Raw genomic sequence first — 21,786 nt, forward strand, 5'->3', positions numbered from 1 at the left:
CGCTGCGGGTGCCGCCTTGGGCACGGCGCACGGCAGTACCGTTGCGTTGCTCGATGCGCAAGCGCCACGAGCCGCATGAGCCTGCACGTCGCACAGCTGAATCTGGTTCCCACGCCCGACGGCTTGAGCGCGGAGCAGGTGTTCGCGCAGTGGCCAACGCTGGCCGATATCGCCGAGGCCGTCGCCAGCGCAGGCGTACGCGTTTCGGTGATCCAGGCATCAACCCTAGACATCCGGTTGCGCCGCCTGGGCGTGGACTACCACTTTGCCGATCTGCGGCAGCGTGGCAGCGCAGGCCGTGCGCGCACGCTTGCCGCCCTGTTGCGTGAGATCGATGCCGATGTGCTGCATGTGCATGGTCTGGAATTCGCCGGCGATATGCGACGCCTTGCACGCCTGTTGCCGCAGCTGCCGATCCTGCTGCAGGATCATGCCAACCGGCCGCCGCGCTGGTGGAGCAGAAGCCTGTGGCGCGCACGCTACGCCGCCGCGGCCGGCATTGCGTTCACCTCGCTGGAGCTGGCGCAGCCGTTCGTGCGGGCGCGCCTGTTTCGCCGCAGCACGCAGCTGTTTGCGATCCCCGAATCGAGCAGCCGCTTTACGCCGGGCGACCGGTTGCAGGCGCGCGAGCAAACCCGCTTGCACGGCGACCCGTGCGTGTTGTGGGTTGGTCATCTAAGTGCAGGCAAGGACCCATTGTGCGTACTGGATGCGGTGGCCATGGCCGCGCGCCTGTTGCCCGGCTTGCGGTTGTGGTGCGTGTTCGACCAGGCGCCGCTGATGGACCAGGTGCAGCAGCGCCTGCGCGAGGACCCGCAGCTGGCCAGGTGCGTGCAGTTGCTGGGCAGGGTCGAACATGCGCGCGTGCAGGAGCTGCTGCGCGCTGCCGATCTGTTCGTTTCCGCCAGCCACGCAGAAAGTTGCGGCTATGCCGCACTGGAAGCCTACGCCTGCGGCTGCCTGCCGCTGCTCAGCGCAATTCCGTCGTTCCGTGCACTCAGCGATGACGGTGCGGTTGGTGCGTTGTGGCCGGTGGGCGATGCGACGGCATTGTCGGAGCTATTGCTACGCGTCTGTCGGCAACGTCCCTCGCGTGCACAGGTGCGTGCGCATTTCGACGCACGCCTGTCGTTTGCCGCGGTGGGCCAGCGCTGGGCACAGGCTTACACGCAATTACGCGCTGCCGCGCCGGAGCGCACCGCATGAAGCTGGCACTGGTGGTACCGGGGGGCGTGGATCGCAGCGGGGAAGTCCGCGTGATCCCGGTGTTCCTCACCTTGATCGAGTGGCTGGCGCGCAGCCATGCGGTGCACGTGTTCGTGCTGCATCAAGAGCCGCTGCCCGGCACATGGAGCCTGCGCGGCGCCACCGTGCACAACATCGGCGCCCGACGCACGCGGCTGCGCGCGATCGCTGCCATTCGCGACGAGCACCGGCGCGCACCGTTCGATGTGATCCAGGCGATTTTTTCAGGCTATTGCAGCTTGATCGCAGTGACCGCTGCCACGCTGCTGCGGCGTCCCAGCATGGTGCATATCGCCGGTGGCGAATTGGTCGCCCTGCATCGCATCGGCTACGGCGGCCGCCGCACGTGGCGCGCGCGTCTGCGCGAAGCGGTGACCCTGCGGCTGGCCGATCAGGTAACGGCGGCCAGCGCACCCATCATCAATTCACTGCAGGCACTGGGCATCGCTGCGCAACGCGTGCCGCTGGGGGTGGATCTGCGCGCCTGGTCGCCGGCGGCGCCACGTGCGCGCACCGGCGCAACCGCACGCCTGCTGCATGTGGCCAGCCTCAATCCGGTCAAGGATCAGCGCACCTTGCTGCAGGCGATGGCCGCACTCAAACGCGCCGGGGTCGCCTTCACCCTGGATATGGTGGGCGTCGACACCCTGGACGGCGCCATGCAGCGCCTGGTGCACGACCTTGGCCTGCAGCAACAGGTGCGCTTTCTCGGCTTCAAGACCCAGCGCGAGTTGCGCCCGATCATGCTGTCGGCCGACCTGCTGGTGCTGTCCTCCCTGCATGAAGCAGGTCCGCTGGTGCTGCTGGAAGCTGCCGTTGCCGGCGTTCCAACAGTGGGTACTGCGGTGGGCCACCTGGTCGAATGGGCGCCGGTCTCGGCGCTGGCGGTGCCGCCAGGCGACTGGGCCGGCATGGCCGACGCCATTCGTCAGGTGCTCGGCGACGACGAACTGCGCCTGCGTCTGGCCTGGGCGGCGCAGTGTCGCGCCGTCCGCGAAGACGCCGCGTTGACCACCCGCCTGTTCGAGCAGCTGTATCGCCAATTATGTGAGCAGCGGCCGCTGCGCTGAGTGCGCGGGTGCGCGTGGCAACGCAGGCAGCCGCCTGCGGCGATCTTGTGCAACGCTCTACGCTGCAACCTCAGGCCGGCTGCAGATATCCATCCAGCGCCGCACGCACCACATACAACATGTCGGTGCGCGGAACCGGGCGGGTCAGGCGCGTCATCAGGCGGCGCGCCTGGGTCTGCCGCACCCAGGGCTGGTCCTGCAGCCATAACTGGGTTTGCAGCATGTCCGCACGTTCCTTGCGGCTCTCCGCCGGGGGCACCACGCGGTTGTGCAGGTACTGCCACGCCTCGCCCCACGACCGCGACCACTCGATACCGGGCAACGCCGACAGCCACAGGTTGGAACACGACGCAGCGGTAAGCGTTTGCCGGGCTGCGCGCAGGCGCAGCAGGGGAGGGCAGACCGCATGCAGGCGCGTCATCACCGCAGCCGGCACCACTGCGCGGTAATAGCGTTGCAGCAACAGCAGTGGCGGCAATGCCCACCATGGCGGCATGGTGCTGTCTTCCCACAATTGTTCCCAGTCGCGCGGGCCCATGCGTGTGGCCAGCAACGCCAGATCGTGCAGGTGCATCAGGCGAATGCTGCGGTGGCAGATGCCGCCGGCCGCATGCAGCAGCAGGTGGCACATCAACGCACCGATGGACGGGTAAGGGTTCAAGCCGGGTTGCGGGCGCTCGGGCCGGATCCACGCAGTGATGTCCACGCGGCTCACCGGCAAACGTTCCTGGATACGCGTATGCAACTCGATATTGATCGGCGCATCGCGGTGTTCGCCCAAGCCGGCCACCGCCTCGCCCTGCAGCGGCTTGAAGACCTGATGCTTCCATTGCGCGAACGAAGCGACATAGCCGAGTTCGCACAACAGCGCAGCGGCCGCAGGCGCGTGCTCCGGTTCTACCAGCAGGTCGATATCGGCCATCGGGCGGTCGCCGGGCAGATACACGCCCAGCCGATGCAAGGCGGTGCCTTTCAGGCCCACCAGCGCGATACCGGCATGACGTGCGGCGGCATCGATACGGGTCAGCAGCAGCGCGATGCGTCGATGGCGGTCTTCCACATGACCACGTTGCTCGCTCAGGAAGGCGTTCCACTCGGGGTTCTGCCACAACGAGCGGCGCTGCAGCAACGGCGACACGCCATGCGCCGCTGCCGCTGCAGCAGCCAGCTGCCATTGCAGCCGGTCCCACTGCGGCACTGCGTCGCCCGGGCGGGCGAGCTCCTGAGCCAGCCGCTCGGTGGCCGTGTGCAGGCGGTGCTTGATGGTGCGAAGGGAAGGCTGCATGCGCGCGTAGTCCGGTCAGGCGAAGCGATGGATGAAGAGCGTGAGGACGCGCAAGCGCTAGCCCACCAGCACGGTGGCCAATTGGCGTGGCTGGCGCGTAGCGCTGTGGGTCAGTGGCTCGGTGCGGTGTTGGCCTTCGCAGGCAATCAGGGCCGACCAGCGTGCTTCGAGCTGGTCCGAGGCCTGCGCAAACGCATCGGCCGTCATCGTGGCGCGCGCCTGTTGCAGATCGACCTGCGTGTGCAACAGGTCGCGCACGCTGCGGTAGAACTCGGAGTCGTACGCGCCATGGAACATCATCGCCAGGTCGTCGCTGTCCTGCCAATGGGTCTTGCCGCCGAGCTGATTCTTCACTTCTTCATAAAATTTGGTGCCGGGCAACGGGTACGAAACGCTGACCCCGATGATGTCCGGGTTGGCCTGCGTCACCAGTGCGCGTGTGGCCAGAATGTCGTCGAGTTCTTCGCCCAGATAGCCGAGCTGGATAAAAAAGCCCACGCGGATCCCCTGCGCACCCAGGCGCTCGCGCGCGGCGATCACCTCGCCAACCTGCGTGCCCTTGGTCATCTTGTCGAGAATGCGTTGGCTGCCGCTCTCCGCGCCGATCCAGGCCTCCGCGCAACCGGCGCGTGCCAGTGCGGCGGCCATGCGTTCGCTGGCAAGATCGGCGCGGGTCTGGATGGTGAACGGAATCGCGCCGTCGGCATCGCTCAACCGCTGCGCAAAGGTCTCCACCCAGTCGATGTGGAAGCCGAAGATATCGTCGGCCATCCAGATATGCTCGGGCTGGAAACTGCGTTTGAGGTGAATCATTTCTGCGGCCACCTCTTCGGCGCCGCGACGTTTGTAGTGATTGCCCCAGATCGGCTTGGCGCACCAGTTGCAACGGAACGGGCAGCCGCGCGAGGCGGCCATGTTCAGGCTGAAGTAGCCATGCCGCTGCTGCCAGAAGCGCCGGTAGCGCGGCATGTCGACCAGATCCCATGCCGGCAGCCCGCTCAGGCGCGCGTCCGGCGGCTGCGCGCCGGGATGCACGCGCGTTGCCGCAGGCTGGCTGGTGGCGATCTGCGCCACGCCTGCCAACCAGTGTTCGATGGCGATGTCCGGCTGTGCTTCGACGCGCTCCAGCAACGTGATCAACGGGGCGATGCCTTCGCCGATCAACACCGCATGCGCGCCTGCAGCCAGGAACACATCCGGGTTGTCGGACGCATCCGAGCCGGCCACCAGCACGCGGCAGCCGGCCGCACGCGCCTGCCCGATCATGCGGCACGCCGCCTCGCGCATCCGGCTCAGGCACATCTTGGTGAGGAAGTTGAAGTTGTCTTCGTAGAACACCACCAGATCCGGCTGCGCCGCGTGCAGGGCAGCGCTGTAGTCCTCCACGTCGTCGGCCAGCATCGCATCGAACAGACTCAATGCATGCCCGCGCTCGCGCAGCAGCGCGGCGATCTGCAGCGTCGCCAATGGCGGATAGGGCTTGCCGCGCTCCCATTGCTTGGGGTCGTAACGCAAGAAATACGAATGACTGACCTGGATCTTTAGCATCTGCACAAGGCTCTCGTTCTGGCGCCAGGTGGGCGCAGCGGCGGCGTGCGCAGACACCGGCATTCGGCTCGGCAGTAGGTGCGCATGCAGGCGGCTTTGGTTGCGCCGCTGCGCTGCGCGGTTGCAACGCGTTGTGCATCGGCATGGCGGCCGGTGATGCAACCTTTCTGTAGGGAGTCAGCACACACCGGCTGAATCAGAGCATTGGATACGGGCATGCCGCAGTCGGCTGCGTGGGCGCAACACACGCCGGTGAGCGATGGCACGCTGGCCTTCGCAGCAGGGGCTGCAGTGGCGGCAGATCCGTTCGGCGAACAGCGGCCGCGGCGCCTGGTCGTGCGTCGGCAGATTCTCGGCGCGCTGTTCCATTTCCAGAGCGATAGCGAAGCGCTATTGGCGCTGGTCGATGCCGCCTATGCCGGCCTGCCGGCGCATCGCTTGCCCGGCGCGCCGGACTTTCATGTCACGCTGGACTTGCTGCCGCGTGCGCCCGGCAGCATCGGTGCAGAACCGCCGCCGGTGCGTACGCATGCCAGCGGCGGCCTGCTGTGCGGCGTCATGGATGGCCACAACTACCTGATGGTTTCGGTGCCGCAGCGCCGCGCAATGCTGGTGGTTTCCGAGGACATGCTCGCCCATGCGTATCACGTGCGTTACGAATTGATCGAATTTGCGGTATTCCTGCTGGCCGCGCGTGGCATCGGCTTGGTGCCGCTGCATGGCGCCTGTGTCGGTCACCGCGGCCGCAGCGTGCTGCTGCTCGGTGCCAGCGGTGCCGGCAAATCGACGCTGGCCTTGCACAGCCTGCTGCATGGCTTGGACTTCATTGCCGAAGACGGCGTCTTCGTGGCGCCGGACAGCCTGCTGACGACCGGTGTCGCCAATTTCCTGCACTTGCGTGCCGAAGCGCTGGGTCTGGTCGACGCGCAGACGCGCGCGTGGATCGCGGGATCACCGGTGATCCGGCGCCGCAGCGGCGTGAAAAAATTCGAGGTCGATATTCGCCATGGCCACGCGCATCTCGCGCCCAGGCCAATGCAGTTGCATGCGGTGGTGATGGTGTCCAGAACGCCGGCCAGCGCATCTGCGCAGCGCCTGGTTCCGTTGCCGGCCGAGCACATCGCCGCCTGCCTGGCCCACGATCAACCGTATGCAGCGGGTCAGCCCGGCTGGCAGCGGTTTGTCGAGCAGGTAGAGCGCATCGGCATGTTCACCCTGCACCGTGGCACGCATCCGCAGGCGTCGGTGGATGCGCTGCTGCAGCTGTTGCAATGAGCAGCTGCACGCGAGCGCGCGGTATGACGAGTACACAACAGGCCGTCGTGGCGCGCTGGGGCATGCATGTCGCGCGCGGCTGAACTGCAGGCAATCTCAGCGCAGCAGCGCATGCGCACTGCGCTGCGCCACTTCGCAAGCACCCTGGTTCCGGCCGACATGCCCACCATCGCACTGTATGTCGCGTTATCGCTGGCTGCCGCGCTGGTCGGCAGTATCGTGGCGGTGTGCCTGTTGCCGCTGGTGCAACCCGGCCACAGCGTGCAGCTGGCTGGCTATCGTCTGGCATTGCCAGGCGGGCTGGCGATGCAGGCGGGCCTGTTCGTGGCGGTGAGCCTGCTGTTTGCCGCATTGCGCTGGCAGAGCGCGCGGCTGGCTGCGCGCTTGACCAGCCGTTATGCCATCGGTCTGCGCGGACGCGTGCATGCGGCGCTGATCGACGCGCCGCTGCCGGCCTTGTCCGGCGCCAGCTCGGCCGAAATCGCCAATGTGCTCACCTACAACATCGAGATCGCCACGCAAGGCTTCAGTGCTGTGCTGCAGCTGCTGATCGCGGCCATCACCGCGCTGGTGAGCGTGTGCATCGCAGTGCTGATCGCACCTGCGCTCTTGATCGCCACTCCGCTGCTGGTGGTGCTGGCATGGTTGGGCCTGCATTCCTCCAGCAGCGACGCACAGGCCCGCATCAGCCGTGCCTATGTAACCGACATGACGCAGCTGTTCTGGTTGAGCGAGGATTTTCCGCGTCGTTTGCGCCACGTGCGCTCGTTTCAGCGCGAAGACCTCGAAACCCGCCATTACGAGCGCATTTCGGCGCGATTGGGGCATGGGTATGCACAACAGCAGGAGCTGGTCGCCGGCAGCCGGCTGTTGCTTGAGCTCACTGCGGTGGTCGCCATCGCCGGCATCCTGGTGCTGGCCAATCGCTGGCAGGGTGCCGATCGCGCTGCGCTGATCACCGTCAGCTTGTTGCTTGGTCGGTTGCTGCCGTACCTGGTCACCACACGGCAAAGCGTGCAGCAATTGCGTTCGGCGTGGCCGGCGCTGCAGCTGTGGCGCCGCTACGTGGACCTGGGCGCTGCGCGCGCACACGCCCCACAAGACACCGCGGAGCCACTACCGGCCGCGCTGCATCTCGAACACATCGGGCTGGCGCCGCCGCTGCCGCAACTCGCCATCGAATCGTTGTTGTTGGTGCCGGGTCAGATGACGCTGGTGGTCGGCGCCTCCGGCGTGGGCAAGAGCAGCCTGATGGATGTCCTTTCCGGGCAGACGCCGCCGGCGCAATTCGTTGCGCACATGGGCGGGCGCCGGCTGACGTTTTCGGCTTATGGATATCTAATGCGACACAGCGCCTACATCGGCCAGGGTGTGCGGCCATGGCAACACACGGTGCGCGATTGCCTGCAGTGGGCGCTGCCCGGCGCCTCCGACGCACGCATGTGGGAGGTGCTGGCCGATGTCGGCCTGCGTGCGCGCCTGCAGCGCGACGCGCAAGGTCTGGCCACGCCGATCAACGCGCACGCTGGGCGCCTGTCGGGCGGCGAATCGCAACGCCTGCTACTGGCGCAGGTGCTGCTGCGTCAGCCGACCTTGGCGCTGCTGGACGAAGCAACCAGCGCCCTGGATGCCGATGCCGAGCATCAGGTGCTCAGCACTTTGCGCGCGCGCCTGCCGCACACGGTGCTGGTGGTGGTCTCGCATCGCACCAGCCTGGCCGCAGTAGCGGACCGCACGCTGGAATTGGGCGCTGTGCGTGCTACGCCAATGCACGCCAGCGCGCCGGAGTGCGCTACGACACCGCATGCGAGGAGCGCGTCACGCACGCCGGCGCCTTTCGGACCTCGCTAGTGGCCGGCAAACGTGTCGAGCAATCGTCATGCCTGCATCGACAGCGCGTAGCGCTGCGCACCTACGCCACCGCAGTGTGCGCACCGTGCTCATGGCCCCCCAGCTTGGCATTACAGGGTTGTTTCGTTAGCTGCGCTTAGCCGGCAATATCTTCCAGCGCACGATTGCGCGTGCGTGGGCCGAACAGCGCAATCACGCTCGCCACGATCGACATGCTGAGCGCGATGAAGGCCAGCACGCCATGGCTGCCGACCTGCGCGAGCAACCAGCCGATCAGCACGCTGCTCACCGCCGTGGAGAGGCGACTGAACGAATAGCAAAAGCCCACCGCACGCGCGCGCAGCCCGGTCGGGAACAGTTCGGCCTGATACCCGTGGTAGGCAAAGCTCATCCACGCATTGCAGAACGCAATCATCGCTCCGCACAGCACCATGCCGACAGCCTCATGCTGCAACGCGAACAGCCCGCCGAACAGGACCGCCCCCAGCGCCGATGCGGTGATCTGCCATTTGTTTTCCCAGCGCTGTGCAAAGCGCAGCAACAGCAGCGGCGCCAGCGGGTAAGCCAACGAGATCGCAAAGGAATACGCAAGGCTCTTGGTCACCGCGGTGCCCTGCGCCGAGATGAGCGCCGGCAGCCAGTTGCCGAAACCGAAGAAGCCGATCGCCTGGAACACATGGAACACCACCAGCATGCCGATGCGCCCACGATACGGCGCGCGCCACAGCAGCGTGCTTGGCATGTCGCCGGCAGGCGAGGCTGCGGCGACCTGTGGCTCGGGCAATGGGGTGCCAACGTCGTGCAGGCAGCGCGCCTCCAGTGCTGTCACCACTGCATCCGCTTCCGCATGCCGGCCTTGTGCGGCCAGCCAGCGTGCCGATTCGGGCAAGCGGCTGCGCAGCCACCAGATCCCCAGCGCAAATACACCGCTGAGCAATACCACCCAACGCCAGCCGCTCACGCCCAGTGGTGCATGCGGCACCAGCATCCACGCGGTCAGTGCGACGGTGGGCACCGCCAGAAACTGCACGAAGAACGCAAACGCGAACGCCGCGCTGCGCATGTGCCGCGGCACCAGTTCGGACAGATAGGTGTCGATGGTCACCAGCTCGATCCCCAATCCGATGCCGACCACAAAACGCAGCACGATCACACCGGTGGCGGTGCTTTGCAGACCCATCGCCACGGTGGCGGCGGTGTACCAGATCAAGGCGAAGGTAAACACTGGCCGACGCCCGAACCGGTCGGCGAACGGACTCAACAGCGCGGCACCCACAAACAAGCCAAAGAAGGTAGCCGCTGCAAAGGCCGCCTGATCGGACATGCCGAACGCCCCGTCCGCACCGCTGGCAAAAATGCCATCACGGATCAGCCCGGGGCTGATGTAGGCGGTCTGGAACAGGTCGTACAACTCGAAGAACCCGCCCAGCGCCAGCAACCCTACCAACCGCCATAGCGTGGCACTCGCCGGCAAGCGATCGATCCGCGCTGCAATCAGTGCAGAAGGCGAGGGCGGTGCAACGGCAGGTGCGTCGATCGGGGACATGGGCAGACAGGCGTAGACAGGGTGGCGCCATCATAGCCAGCGTCCAGATCTCACAGCGGCCACGCTTCGTCGAGCAGTCAAAGGGTTCGTCTGCAAGCGCGATGGCGCTGGGCGTGAACGTGCGGGTAGCGGCAAGGGCAGCAACCACACCCACACCAAAACCAACGGACAGCACGCTCAGTCAGCACCGACCACCAACGCGCTCACGTAATAGACCTCTCGCCCGGGGCAAGAGGGCACGGTGTGCGCGCCCGGTGCACATGCTTTGGAGTGCCCCCGCGGCACAAGCGCGGACCGGCGCGCGAGAGGGGGAGAGGGGGAGAGGACGCCGAGCGGAACCCTCGTGCATTCAACGTCCACCAGGCTTCGCCCGTACCCTCATCCGGCGCTATGCGCCACCTTCTCCCGATGGGAGAAGGATAAAAGCCCCTCTCCTGCGGGAGAGGGGTTGGGGTGAGGGTCCCTGTGCCGAGAGTCGAGCAGGCCACGAAGCACTCCGCCTCATTGCGGCGCCCCGGCATGCATGCAGAGGCGCCTGGTATCGAAATGATGCAATTGCACTCCGACGCCGACGCCGACGCCGACTCCGTACTCGCACCTGCACCTGCACCCACGGAAGCGAAGCCAGCGCGAACAGGCCGTCACATCACCCATGCGCCGCACCCGACCAGCACCCGCAACACCCTCACCCTCACCCTCACCCTCACCCTCACCCTCACCCTCACCCTCACCCTCACCCTCGCCCTCGCCAAGCTCAACAACGCATCTACCACTACTCAGCCCCCCGTTGTCCGACTCCTGGAATGCTGTAATCCCCTCAGCACCCGCCAGGCGGCTGGCAATGCCGCCCGGGCAGCCCCATCTCTTGCACATCATTCTTTCCCGGAATCATCCGATGCCCCCCATTTCCGTGCTCGATCTGGCGCCGGTCTGCGAAGGCAGCGACACCACCCACGCCTTCGCCAACATGCTCGATCTGGCCCAGCACGCCGAGCGCTGGGGCTACCAGCGTTACTGGCTGGCCGAACACCACAACATGCCGGGCATCGCCAGCGCCGCCACCGCGGTGTTGATCGGCCATGTCGCCGGCGGCACCACGACCATTCGCGTGGGCGCCGGCGGCATCATGCTGCCCAATCACGCACCGCTGCAGGTCGCCGAACAATTCGGCACGCTGGCCTCGCTGTATCCACAGCGCATCGACCTGGGCCTGGGCCGCGCGCCCGGTACCGACCAGCCCACCGCACGCGCCTTGCGCCGTTATTTCGACAGCGCCGACCACTTCCCGCAGGACGTGGCCGAACTGATGCGCTATTTCGCGCCGGCGGTGCCAGGGCAGTTGGTGCAAGCCGTGCCCGGTGCGGGGCTGAACGTGCCGGTCTGGCTGCTGGGTTCGAGCCTGTTCAGCGCACGCCTGGCGGCAGCGATGGGATTGTCGTTCGCGTTCGCCTCGCACTTCGCACCCGACGCGATGGACGAAGCGGTGGCGATCTATCGCCGCGAATTCCGCCCGTCCGCACAGCAGGCCAAGCCGCACGTGATGCTGGCCTTGAACGTGGTGGCAGCCGACACCGAAGCGCAGGCACGTCGTCTGTTCACCACCCAGCAACAGAGCTTCGTCAATCTGCGGCGCGGCAAGCCGGGCAAGATTCCGCCGCCGATCGATGACATCGACAGCTTCTGGCAGCCGCATGAGCGTTTGGGTGTGGAGCGCGCGCTGGCCTGCACGGTGCTTGGCGATGCCGAACAGATCGGGCAGGGCGTGGTCGATTTCATCGAGCGTCATCGCCCCGACGAACTGTTGTTCACCGCCAACATCTACGACCATGCCGCGCGGTTGCGTTCCTTCGAAATCGCCGCTGCGGCATGCCGCGAGCTGGACGTGACCACAGCGTGATTCACGTCGCTTTGCGCGGCGATCCGTTGTGATGCGTGCACATCCATTGGGAACACCCGCATGCAATTTCAGGAACGCAGCGAGAGCATCAAGCAGTTGGCCGCGTTGATTCGCGGCGTGGACATCGCGATGTTCACCACCGTGTCGGCCGACGGCAAACTGGTGAGCCGCCCGCTGGGCACGCAGGAAGTCGAATTCGATGGCGACCTGTGGTTCGCCACCGCCGCCGACAGCCCGAAAGTGGCGGAAATCGCCGCCGACCCGCGCGTCAATGTGGCGTATGCCTCGGCGTCGAAAAATACCTATGTATCGGTGGCCGGCACCGCACGCGTGGTCCACGACCGCGCCAAGATCGACGAACTGTGGTCGCCGGCGATGAAGGTATTTTTTCCGGGCGGCAAGGACGACCCGAACCTGCGTTTGATCCACGTGCGCGCCGAATCGGCCGAATACTGGGATGGCCCCAGCGGCTTGCTTGGCAAGGCGCTGTATTTCGTGATGACGGCAGTGACCGATGACACCGCCAGCCTCTCGGACAACCGCGTGGTCGATCTGAAGTAACGCCCGAGTCTGCCACCGCGCCGCACGGCGCGTAAGCCCCTCTCCCCGCGGGAGAGGGGTCGCCGAGGATGCAATGCTGCGATGCGTTACAAAGGCCCACGTGCTGTATAGCCAGCCAGGCCTGATGCAACCATCTCTTGCAGCACTGGAAAACGCGTGGCCACACACGTTACACACCGTGCAGCCACTGCAGCCCTATCTCCAGGCCGCCGGCCACCAGTCGCGAATCAGATCCACCAGCTGGTCGGAGGTGACGCCGAACACGGCCACCGAGATCAATGCAGCTGCCCAGCCCACCAGCATCAACGCGCCATCGCGCTCGAGCAGGGCCAGCGCAAACAGCAGCAGGATCAATCCGAAAATGTAGTTGGTGAACGGGATCGGCAGCGTCAGCAAGATGCCGACCAGCACCAGCAGCAAGCCGGTGAACACCTGCGCCGGCATCCGGTCCAGCATGCCGTGCAGGCGCGGCTTGAGCAGGCGATCCAGGCGTTGCAGCGTCGGGCCCAATTTGGCCACGAAGCGCTGGCTGGTGCGACGGCGCGGCCCACGTTCGCCGATGAAGCGCGGCACCCACGGCTTGCGCAGGCAGCACATCATCTGCACGCCGATCAGCACCGTCAGCGGGCCGCTGATGCCGCCGGCCACGCCGGGAATCGGGATGAACGACGGCAGGATCGCCAGGAACAAAAACACCCCGAACGCGCTCTGCTGCAGGTCGGCCAGGATGTCGCGCACGCGCAGCACCTGTTCCGGGTCGCCGTCGCTGAAGGCCGCCAGCAGGCTGCGGATGCCTTCGTTGCGGTAGCGCATCTGCTCGTCGCCGGAATCGTCGGATGGCGGCACGCCGTTATCCGACGATGTCATCGCTGTCCTCGTCGCCGATACGGCTCAGCAGCAGCTTGTCCACGCGCGCGCCATCCAGGTCCACGATCTCGATACGCCAGCCGGCCCAATCGAAGAATTCGCCGGCCTGCGGAATGCGCCCGAAGTAGTAGATGCACAGGCCTGCCAGCGTGTGGTAATCGCCTTCGTCGGCCTCCGGCAACTCCGCGCCAAGCACCTCGCGCAGCTCTTCCACCGGCAGCGAGCCATCGATCAGCAGCGAGCCGTCCGCGCGCGTCACCACCAGCGCATCTTCGTCGGTGTTTTCCACCGCCTGCAGCCGGCCGACCACCGCGCCCATCAGGTCGCTGATGGTCACCAGGCCGCGGATTTCGCCGTATTCGTCGACCACCAGCGCCATCGACTGCTGTTCTTCGCGAAAGATCTCCAGCAGCTTCATCGCGTGCGTGGATTCGGAGACGAACAAGGTGTCGCGCAGGGCCTGGAACAGATTTTCGCCGTGCCCGCCCAGGCGCGTGACCAGCGATTTGACTTCCAGCACGCCGGCAATGTCCTGGTCGCTGCCGCGGTATACCGGGTAACGCGAAAATTCGTGCTCGCGCATGACCGCGAAGTTACGCTCCGGCTCGGCGTTGGCATCCAGCCAGGCGATGCGGTTGCGCGGCGTCATCAGGCTGTCGGCGGTGCGGTCGCCCAGCCGCATCACGCGATTCATCATGTCGCGCTCGTGCGCGTCGATCACGCCGGCCTCGTGGCTTTCGGCCACCAGCATGCGGATCTCTTCTTCGGTCACCGACGCCGACTCGTCCTTGCCCATGCCCAGCATGCGCAGCACCAGCCGGGTGGAGCGCGCCAGCACCCACACCCCGGGTGCGGCAATTTTGGCCAGCCACGCCATCGGCACCGCGACCACCCCGGCAATGTCTTCGGAATTGCGCAGCGCCAGCCGCTTGGGTACCAGCTCGCCGAAGATCAGCGTCAGGAAGGTGATCAAGGCCACGGCCAGGGTGCTGCCGATCACCACCGAATAGGGCCGCGGCTTGCCGACCAGTTCGAACGAGGCCGACAACGCCGGGAACACGCCCTGCAGCCAGCTGGCAATGGCCTCACCGATCGCTTCGCCGCCGAACACGCCGGTCAGGATGCCGATCAGGGTGATGCCGATCTGGACCGTGGACAGGAAGTTTTCCGGGCTTTCGGCCAATGCCAGGGCGCGCGCGGCGCGCTTGCTGGAGCCGGCCATCTGCTTCAGGCGGCTCTTGCGCGAGGTCATCAACGACATCTCCGACATGGCGAAGAAGCCGTTCAACAGAATCAGTGCGACAACAATCAGAAACTCAACCACGGGCGTCTTCCCCGGTCAGTGAAGGGGAGGGCGGGGGAGCGCAGGGGCTACCGGCGGGCGCACAGGCCGGGCGGCAACACGGGGGGATAGGGTCGTCTTCCATAGGGTGCGCCCGAAGGCGCGCGGGCATGTTACCAAACCACAGGGTGGTTCGAGCCGGGAAATGCCGATGTGAAGGCCGCTCCGGGCGCGAGATACCCAGAGAGGTCATGGAACGGTCATAATTCGCGCTTGGCGTCCGTCTCTCCCTCGACGGCAGGAAGTTGTCCACCCATGTTCTCGTTGCAGACCATCTTCGGTTCCGGCAAGCAGTTCTATTCGCTTCTGAACGAAGCGGCGCAGGCCGCCTACGACAGCACCAAGGCGTTGCACGCCATGATGCGCGCGTCCGACCGCCAACCCGCGCTGGACGCCTTCAAGCTGGCCCGCCTGCGCGAACGCGCCGCCTCCGACAAGATCGGCCAGGCGCTGGTGGACAGCTTCATGACCCCGATCGAGCGCGAAGACATCGAAGCGCTGGGTTCGGCGTTGTACAAGATTCCCAAGCAGGTCGAAAAATTTGCCGACCGCTATTCGCTGGCGACCAAGCACCTGGAACACATCGACTTCGCCCCGCGCGCGGCGATGCTGGAGCAGGCCGCCGCGGTGGTGGTGGAAATGGTGGCCGACCTGCCGGACATGAACATCGACCGCATGACCGCGCTCAACGACAAGCTGCGCATGCTCGAAAACGAAGCCGACCGGCTGATGCTGGAGTTGTACCGCGACATCTATTCCGGCCGCCTGGACACGCTGCAGATGTTCCTGCTCAAGGAGTTCTTCGAGATCCTGGAAAAAGCCATCGACCGTTGCCGCGAGGCAGGGGTGGTGGTGTACCAGATCGTGTTGAAGAACAGCTGAGGTCGCCGCGTGCTTACCCTTGTTCTGGTGGTGATCCTGGCCGCGTTGGTGTTCGAGTTCATCAACGGCTTCCACGACACCGCCAACTCCATCGCCACGGTGGTCGCCACCAAGGTGCTCTCGCCCGGTTGGGCGGTGATGCTGGCCGCCGGCATGAACCTGATCGGCGCGCTGACCGGCACCGCCGTTGCACTGACCATTGCCTCGGGCCTGCTCAACACCAATGTGGTCGAAGTCACCCCGCAGGTGATCCTGTGCGCCTTGCTGGGCGGCATCATCTGGAACCTGATCACCTGGTGGAAGGGCCTGCCGTCCTCGTCCTCGCACGCCTTGATCGGTGGCCTGTGCGGCGCCGGCCTGGCCGCGGCGCACAACAACTGGGACGCGCTGATCTGGTCGGAAAACATCGGCAACTGGGCCAAGAACAAGGGCCTGTTGTGGAAGGTGTTCGTACCGATGATCACCTCGCCGATCGCCGGCTTTTTGCTCGGGATCGTGGTGATGCTGCTGCTGTGGGCGATCATCGCCGGCATGTCCAAGCTGGGCGGCCCGATCGGGCGGCTGGCGCGGCCGCGCTGGGTCAATGCGTTCTTCGGCAAGGCGCAGATCGCCTCGGCCGCGTACATGGGCTACGCGCACGGCCACAACGACGCGCAGAAGACCATGGGCATCATCGCCATGACCCTGATCGGCGGGCAGTCGGCCGGCGCGCTGGACGATCTGCCAAGCTGGCTGTCGTTCCTGCATCCGGGCACCGGCCTGGCCGCCGGCGACGGCATCCCGATGTGGATCGTGCTGACCTGCGCGGTGGTGATGGCCGCCGGCACTGCCTCCGGCGGCTGGAAGATCATCAAGACGCTCGGCCACAAGATGGTCAAGCTGCATCCCATCCACGGCTTTGCCGCCGAAACCAGCTCTGCGACGGTGCTTACCGTTGCTGCGCACTTCGGCATGCCGGTGTCGACCACGCACAGCATTTCCACCGCGATCATGGGCGTGGGCTTTGCCAAGAACCCGCGCTCGCTGCGCCTGGGCGTGATCGAGCGCATCGTCTGGGCCTGGATCCTGACCATCCCGGCCGCCGGCGGTGTGGCGTACCTGATCCTGATGCTGTTCGAGCTGCTTGGCTGGACCTGAGCCGGTGTCGCGGCGCGGTCACGCGCCGCTGTCACGCTGCGCTGTTATTGCGCTGGGGACCTGCCGTGACCGGGTCTGCCTGTGCGTGCTGAGTGAGAACCTTCCGCGATGATGCTTGCACTGGTGTGCGTGTTGTTCGGCTTGGCCTGGTTGATCGACCGTCGCGGCTTGCGTCGGTTCTCGCGTGTACTGGCCGGCGCAAGCCTGGTGTTGGTGTTCGCGGTCGGCTGCGGGCCGCTGCCATCGTGGATGCTGCAGAACCTGCAACGCACCGGGGTCAACGATTTCAATGGCTGGCGCGCGCGCAACGTCATCGTGCTGCTGGGCGCCGGTACCGTGCGTCCGGAAGGCCGCGATGCGGTGGCCGAGGCCAACATGTTCGCATATGGTCGTATCGTCGAATCGGCGCGGCTGTACCGGCAATGTCGCCGCAGCGGTGGCGATTGCAAGATCGAGATCAGCGGCGGCGACGCACGTGGCCTGGGCCTGTCGGAGGCGGTGGTGTATCAGCGCGTGCTGATCGGGCTGGGGATCGATCAGGCGGATCTGGTCATGGAGCCGTCCAGCATGAACACCTGGCAGAACGCGCAGTTCAGTCAATCCTTGCTGCGCGCGCACCGGCCCGATCGCGTCGTGCTGGTGTCCTCGGCCACGCATCTGCGCCGCGCCGCGCTGTACTTCCGCCACTTCGGGATCGATGCCACTCCGGTGCGCGCCGACTGGCTGACCGCCACCTGGTCGATCCTGCCGCAGAGCTACAACTTCACCCTGGCCGATGTCGCCTTGCACGAATATCTGGGCATCGCGCGGTATCGGCTTTACCAGTGGTTGGGCTGGAACGTGAAGGCGACCGAGCCCGGCGCGGTCTAAAGCGTCACGACACGCTCGCTCCATTGCCGGAGGTCACCAGTACGTCCGGCGCTGCATGCGCTCAGCGCGTTTCGTACATCGCCTTGACGTCGCGACGGAACGCGGCCTGGCTGTCGGCGCGGTTGTAGAACATGTGACCACCCGGATACTCGCGCACTTGCACGCGCGTGGGGTCGCCCATCGCCGGCATCTGGTCCACGGTCAGCACCGAGCCCATGAACGGGCAGGAGAGATCGTTCCAGCCGTGCGCAATCAATACGCGCAGTTCCGGGTCGATGGCCACCGATTGGCGTAGTTGCGTTACCGCGCCCTTGCGCAGTTCGTCGTTCCAGTCCCACAGCTTGTTGACGTCGTAATTGAGCGCTTGATAACGCGCGTCGACCTTCCAGCCGACCACGCGGGTGACGAAGTCCACCATCGCGGTGGTGGTCGGCGCGATGATGCTGTCCAGCAGCGGGTCGTTGGCGCGTTGTTCGGCATCGTTGGGGAACGGGTCGAAGGCGGTCACGTTGGAGTCGTAACGGCTGCCCAGCTCGCCCTTGTCGCGAAACACCTCGCGCAGATACGCCTGGGTTTCCAGACGTCCGCCGGAACGCCGCACATACGCCGGGTCCAGCCCGGTCATGCGGGTCACCTGCCGCAGCATCGCTTCGGTCGCCTGCGGGTCGCTGCGTCCCTTCATCAACGCCACCGCGTAGTCGCCGCGCGTGTAGTCGATCACCTGGCGCATGGCGCTGTCGCTGAGCTGGCCCTGGCGCTCCAGATGCGCAGCAGCGATGGAGGGCAGTGTCAGCATCCACGCCAGCGGGGAAACATCGCCGTTGTCGTCCAGGGTCGGGTTGAGAAACGGCGACACCAGCACCACGCCGTTCATCGCCACGCCCAGCCGCGTCTGCAGGAAATGGGTGATGCGCGGGCCGCGGAAGCCGCCGTAGCTTTCGCCCACCAGATACTTGCGCGCCTGCAGGCGGCGATTCTTGAGCAGCCAGTCGTAGATCACGCGCGAGAGATATTCCACATCCGCCTGCGGGTTGTAGAACTGTTTCTTGGCATCGTCGTCGCCGATCAATGCGCGGCTGAAGCCGGTGCCCACCGGGTCGATGAAGACCAGGTCGGTGAAGTCCAGCCAGGTGCCCGGGTTGTCGCGCAGCGTTACCGGTGCCGACGCACTGTCGCCTTCGGCGCCGAAGCCGACAATCTTCGGCCCGATCGCGCCCATGTTGAGGTACACCGAGGAGGCGCCCGGCCCACCATTCAACGCGAAGGTCACCGGACGGTCATTGCCATCGACGGTGTAGGCGGTGAACACCACGTCGCCGGTGGTCTTGCCCTGCGCATCGCGTACCGGCAGCGTGCCGACCGTAGCGGTATAGCTCAGGCTGCGGCCGGCCACACGCGTGCTTTGGCGCACGCTGACATCAGCCGGCAGCGGTGCAGGCTTGGACGCCGACGCATCGGCTTTCTCCTCGCTGCTGGAGTCGCTTTGACGATCGTCTTTATCTGGCGCAGCTCCCAGCGCCGCCCCGCTGAGCAGGAGGCAGGCCAGCAGGCTTGCACGGAAAAATAAGGGCATGAGCATCGACGCCGGAACAGGGGAGCGCTGATGCTAGGCCGCTGCAGAGCCCGGTGGATGTGCAGGAAGGCATGGATGGCGCGTTGACCGATGCAGCATGCTTGGCTTGGAGCCGGATGTGCTGCGGCAAGGCGCCGTCTGACCTGAAAGGTGAGGTCTGCGCGGTCCGCTGAAACACGCATCGACCTAAAAGAAGACCGATGCCACTCCCTTCTCCCCCCGGGAGAAGGTGCCCCGCAGGGGCGGATGAGGGCACGGGCGAAGCCGCGTGCGACTAATTCCACAGTGGCTTCGCCGCGTACCCCCACTGCAACCCCGCTATGGGCGCGGGCGCTTCAAGTCACGCGCGCCAATAGCGTGCCAGCCCTGCCTTTTCGCCCCGCAGGGGGAAGTGCCTTGAGCTTCTGACTTTTAGACTTCCAGCGACGCCAAATCGCCCTTGGTTTCCAGCCACTGCTTGCGGTCGCCGGCGCGCTTTTTCGCCAGCAGCATGTCCATCAACGAACGGGTCTGTTCGCCGTCGTCGATGGTGAGCTGCACCAGCCGGCGCGTGTCCGGGTGGATGGTGGATTCGCGCAACTGCTGCGGATTCATCTCGCCCAGGCCCTTAAAGCGGGTGACGCTGATCTGGCCCTTCATCTTCTCGCGCGCAATCTTGTCCAGCAGCGTGGTCTTTTCTTCTTCGTCCAGCGCGTAGAACACCTGCTTGCCCACGTCCACGCGAAACAGCGGCGGCATCGCCACGAACACATGGCCAGCCGCAACCAAGGCGGGGAAATGCTGCAAAAACAGCGCCGTCAACAGCGTGGCGATATGCAGGCCGTCGGAGTCCGCATCGGCCAGGATCACCACCTTGCCGTAGCGCAGCCCGGTGATGTCGTCCTTGCCCGGGTCGCAGCCGATCGCGATCGCCAGGTTATGCACTTCTTCCGAGGCCAGTACGCTGCCGGAGGCCACTTCCCAGGTGTTGAGGATCTTGCCGCGCAGCGGCAGGATCGCCTGGAAATCCTTGTCGCGCGCCTGCTTGGCCGAGCCGCCGGCAGAATCGCCTTCGACCAGGAACAGTTCGGTGCGCGACAGATCCTGGCTGATGCAATCGGCCAGTTTGCCGGGCAGGGCCGGGCCCTGGGTCACTTTCTTGCGGACGATCTGCTTTTCGGTCTTCAGCCGAGCACTGGCGCGGTCGATGGCGATCTGCGCGATCTTCTCGCCGATCTCCACGTTCTGATTCAGGTACAGGCTGAAGGCATCGTGCGCGGCGCCTTCGATGAAGCCGGCGGCCTGGCGCGACGACAGCCGCTCCTTGGTCTGCCCGGAGAACTGCGGGTCGGTCATCTTCAGGCTGAGCACGAAGGTGACGCGGTCCCACACATCTTCCGGCGCCAGCTTGACGCCACGCGGCAGCAGGTTGCGGAAATCGCAGAACTCGCGCAGCGCATCGGTCAGGCCCGAGCGCAGGCCGTTGACGTGGGTGCCGTGCTGCGCGGTGGGAATCAGGTTGACGTAGCTTTCCTGCACCAGCTCGCCTTCCGGCACCCAGGCCGCGGCCCAGTCGACGATCTCGGTGTCTTTCTTGAGGCTGCCCACGAACAGCTCGGCCGGCAGCATCTCGTGCTGGGCCATCTCGCCTTTCAGGTAATCGCGCAGGCCGTTTTCGAAGTGCCAGCTATCCTGCTCGCCGGTCGCTTCGTCATGCAGCTTGACGGTCAGCCCGGGGCACAGCACAGCCTTGGCGCGCAGCAGGTGGCGCAGTGCACGCACGTTGAATTTGGGCGTGTCGAAATACTTCGGGTCGGCCCAGAAACGCAGCCGCGTGCCGGTGTTCTTCTTGCCGACGGTGCCGACCACTTCCAGCTTGGACGCAGCGTTGCCGTCGCGGAACTCCATGCGGTGTTCGCTGCCTTCGCGCTTGATGAACAGCTCGACCTTGGTCGACAGCGCATTGACCACGCTCACGCCCACGCCATGCAAGCCGCCGGAGAAGGTGTAGTTGCGGTTGTTGAACTTGCCGCCGGCATGCAGCCGGGTCAGGATCAGTTCCACACCCGGAATCTTCTCTTCCGGATGGATGTCCACCGGCATGCCGCGGCCGTCGTCGGAGACTTCACAGCTGCCATCCTTGTACAGGGTGACCTCGACCTGCTTGGCGTGGCCGGCCAGTGCCTCGTCGACCGAGTTGTCGATCACTTCCTGCGCCAGATGGTTCGGGCGCGCAGTGTCGGTATACATGCCAGGACGGCGTTTAACCGGGTCCAGGCCCGACAGCACTTCAATATCGGCGGCGTTATAACGGGTGTTCATGCATCTCGTTGGTACGTGAAACGACGCGCCAGTGTGGGGGCTGGGCCGATTTTTTGCACGCGACAGGCGTTCAGTGCGGGGCCGGGTGGCACTGGCTACCCTGGCGTTGGTTTCGGAATGAAACGTCCCCACCTGAGGATGTCACCGATGCCAAAGAGGACGCCATGAAGTTCAAGCACATCCTGATGCTCACCCTCGGTGCGGCCGCAGTCGCAGCGCTCCCCGCCATGGCCCAGGCAGCTCCGCAGCAGACCGGGCAGGGCGCCACCGCACAGAAGGCCGACGACGCGAAAGCCAAGAGCGAAGCCGAGCGCAAGGCCGAGCGCCGTGCCGCCGCTGCCGCGCAGAAGCCCAAGGCAGACAGCGCACCGCGCGAGGAAGAGGAAGAAGAGAAGCCTGCGCGCTGATTCTCCTGCGCACCAGGCATTCGATACATGGACGCCCCGGCTACGGTCGGGGCGTCTGCATTTGCGGCCTGCATGGCCGGCGTTTTTCAGTGTGGGATGACATCCTCGTCACACAACCCTTGGGCATTC

Annotated in this window: 17 protein-coding genes; 10 read left to right on the forward strand and 7 right to left on the reverse strand. The window is 65.7% G+C overall.

Features of this window, described 5'->3' with window-relative positions:
• The first annotated feature begins 75 nt into the window (after positions 1-75).
• Both A7D16_RS00160 and A7D16_RS00165 read left to right on the forward strand, forming a co-directional pair.
• Positions 76-1,206, forward strand: coding sequence for a glycosyltransferase family 4 protein (locus tag A7D16_RS00160; protein WP_064628689.1), 1,131 nt, complete (start codon positions 76-78; stop codon positions 1,204-1,206).
• Positions 1,203-2,315 carry a glycosyltransferase family 4 protein gene (locus A7D16_RS00165; protein WP_064628691.1) on the forward strand — a complete coding sequence of 371 codons (1,113 nt, stop codon included), beginning with the start codon at positions 1,203-1,205 and terminating at the stop codon, positions 2,313-2,315. The genes A7D16_RS00160 and A7D16_RS00165 overlap by 4 nt, the downstream gene beginning before the upstream one ends.
• Before the next feature lie 70 nt (positions 2,316-2,385).
• On the opposite strand, the gene A7D16_RS00170 is transcribed toward A7D16_RS00165, so the two are convergent.
• A complete protein-coding gene (locus A7D16_RS00170) occupies positions 2,386-3,600 on the reverse strand; it encodes a nucleotidyltransferase family protein (protein WP_064628693.1) in 1,215 nt (404 codons plus the stop codon).
• Between the two features lie 57 nt (positions 3,601-3,657).
• The gene (locus A7D16_RS00175) at positions 3,658-5,211 is read right to left on the reverse strand and encodes a B12-binding domain-containing radical SAM protein (RefSeq protein ID WP_064628695.1); all 1,554 of its coding nucleotides are present in this window, start codon (positions 5,209-5,211) and stop codon (positions 3,658-3,660) included.
• A 153-nt stretch (positions 5,212-5,364) separates the two neighbouring features.
• Here A7D16_RS00175 and A7D16_RS00180 point away from each other — a divergent pair, with 153 nt between their 5' ends.
• Both A7D16_RS00180 and A7D16_RS00185 read left to right on the forward strand, forming a co-directional pair.
• The gene (locus A7D16_RS00180) at positions 5,365-6,423 is read left to right on the forward strand and encodes a phosphoenolpyruvate carboxykinase (ATP) (RefSeq protein ID WP_064628696.1); all 1,059 of its coding nucleotides are present in this window, start codon (positions 5,365-5,367) and stop codon (positions 6,421-6,423) included.
• 111 nt (positions 6,424-6,534) lie between these two features.
• Complete coding sequence (locus A7D16_RS00185) at positions 6,535-8,274, forward strand: ATP-binding cassette domain-containing protein (RefSeq protein ID WP_239686915.1); 1,740 nt, start codon at positions 6,535-6,537, stop codon at positions 8,272-8,274.
• A gap of 136 nt (positions 8,275-8,410) precedes the next feature.
• Here the strand turns inward: A7D16_RS00185 and A7D16_RS00190 are convergent, their stop codons facing one another.
• Positions 8,411-9,820: an MFS transporter gene (locus tag A7D16_RS00190; protein ID WP_064628699.1), complete on the reverse strand. Its 1,410-nt coding sequence runs from the start codon at positions 9,818-9,820 to the stop codon at positions 8,411-8,413.
• 895 nt (positions 9,821-10,715) lie between these two features.
• Here A7D16_RS00190 and A7D16_RS00200 point away from each other — a divergent pair.
• Entirely contained in the window at positions 10,716-11,717 is a 1,002-nt protein-coding gene (locus A7D16_RS00200) for an LLM class flavin-dependent oxidoreductase (protein ID WP_064628703.1), read from the forward strand.
• A gap of 60 nt (positions 11,718-11,777) precedes the next feature.
• The gene (locus A7D16_RS00205; RefSeq protein WP_064628705.1) at positions 11,778-12,278 is read left to right on the forward strand and encodes a pyridoxamine 5'-phosphate oxidase family protein; all 501 of its coding nucleotides are present in this window, start codon (positions 11,778-11,780) and stop codon (positions 12,276-12,278) included.
• A gap of 195 nt (positions 12,279-12,473) precedes the next feature.
• On the opposite strand, the gene A7D16_RS00210 is transcribed toward A7D16_RS00205, so the two are convergent.
• Both A7D16_RS00210 and A7D16_RS00215 read right to left on the reverse strand, forming a co-directional pair.
• Positions 12,474-13,145, reverse strand: a complete 672-nt coding sequence (locus A7D16_RS00210; protein WP_064628707.1) for an exopolysaccharide biosynthesis protein — start codon at positions 13,143-13,145, stop codon at positions 12,474-12,476.
• The gene (locus A7D16_RS00215) at positions 13,129-14,469 is read right to left on the reverse strand and encodes a hemolysin family protein (RefSeq protein WP_064628709.1); all 1,341 of its coding nucleotides are present in this window, start codon (positions 14,467-14,469) and stop codon (positions 13,129-13,131) included. Before A7D16_RS00215 ends, A7D16_RS00210 begins: the two co-directional genes overlap by 17 nt.
• Before the next feature lie 273 nt (positions 14,470-14,742).
• Between A7D16_RS00215 and A7D16_RS00220 the strand changes: the two genes are divergently transcribed.
• The 3 genes from A7D16_RS00220 (at position 14,743) to A7D16_RS00230 (ending at position 17,376) form a co-directional block, all read left to right on the forward strand.
• Positions 14,743-15,369 (forward strand): DUF47 domain-containing protein, encoded by a 627-nt coding sequence (locus A7D16_RS00220; protein ID WP_064628711.1) that lies wholly within the window; start codon positions 14,743-14,745, stop codon positions 15,367-15,369.
• 9 nt (positions 15,370-15,378) lie between these two features.
• On the forward strand, positions 15,379-16,506 hold the full coding sequence (locus tag A7D16_RS00225) for an inorganic phosphate transporter (RefSeq protein WP_064628713.1): 1,128 nt from the start codon (positions 15,379-15,381) through the stop codon (positions 16,504-16,506).
• 108 nt (positions 16,507-16,614) lie between these two features.
• Positions 16,615-17,376 carry a YdcF family protein gene (locus A7D16_RS00230; RefSeq protein WP_064628715.1) on the forward strand — a complete coding sequence of 254 codons (762 nt, stop codon included), beginning with the start codon at positions 16,615-16,617 and terminating at the stop codon, positions 17,374-17,376.
• A gap of 61 nt (positions 17,377-17,437) precedes the next feature.
• On the opposite strand, the gene A7D16_RS00235 is transcribed toward A7D16_RS00230, so the two are convergent.
• Together A7D16_RS00235 and parE are read right to left on the reverse strand one after the other, a co-directional pair.
• Positions 17,438-18,949 carry a S10 family peptidase gene (locus A7D16_RS00235; protein ID WP_064628923.1) on the reverse strand — a complete coding sequence of 504 codons (1,512 nt, stop codon included), beginning with the start codon at positions 18,947-18,949 and terminating at the stop codon, positions 17,438-17,440.
• 411 nt (positions 18,950-19,360) lie between these two features.
• Positions 19,361-21,250: a DNA topoisomerase IV subunit B gene (gene parE, locus A7D16_RS00240; protein WP_064628717.1), complete on the reverse strand. Its 1,890-nt coding sequence runs from the start codon at positions 21,248-21,250 to the stop codon at positions 19,361-19,363.
• A 164-nt stretch (positions 21,251-21,414) separates the two neighbouring features.
• On the opposite strand from parE, the gene A7D16_RS00245 reads away from it, so the two are divergent.
• Positions 21,415-21,657 (forward strand): hypothetical protein, encoded by a 243-nt coding sequence (locus A7D16_RS00245; protein WP_064628719.1) that lies wholly within the window; start codon positions 21,415-21,417, stop codon positions 21,655-21,657.
• Positions 21,658-21,786: the final 129 nt, after the last annotated feature.

The sequence above is a fragment of the Xanthomonas nasturtii genome, from assembly GCF_001660815.1.
Lineage (GTDB): Bacteria > Pseudomonadota > Gammaproteobacteria > Xanthomonadales > Xanthomonadaceae > Xanthomonas > Xanthomonas nasturtii.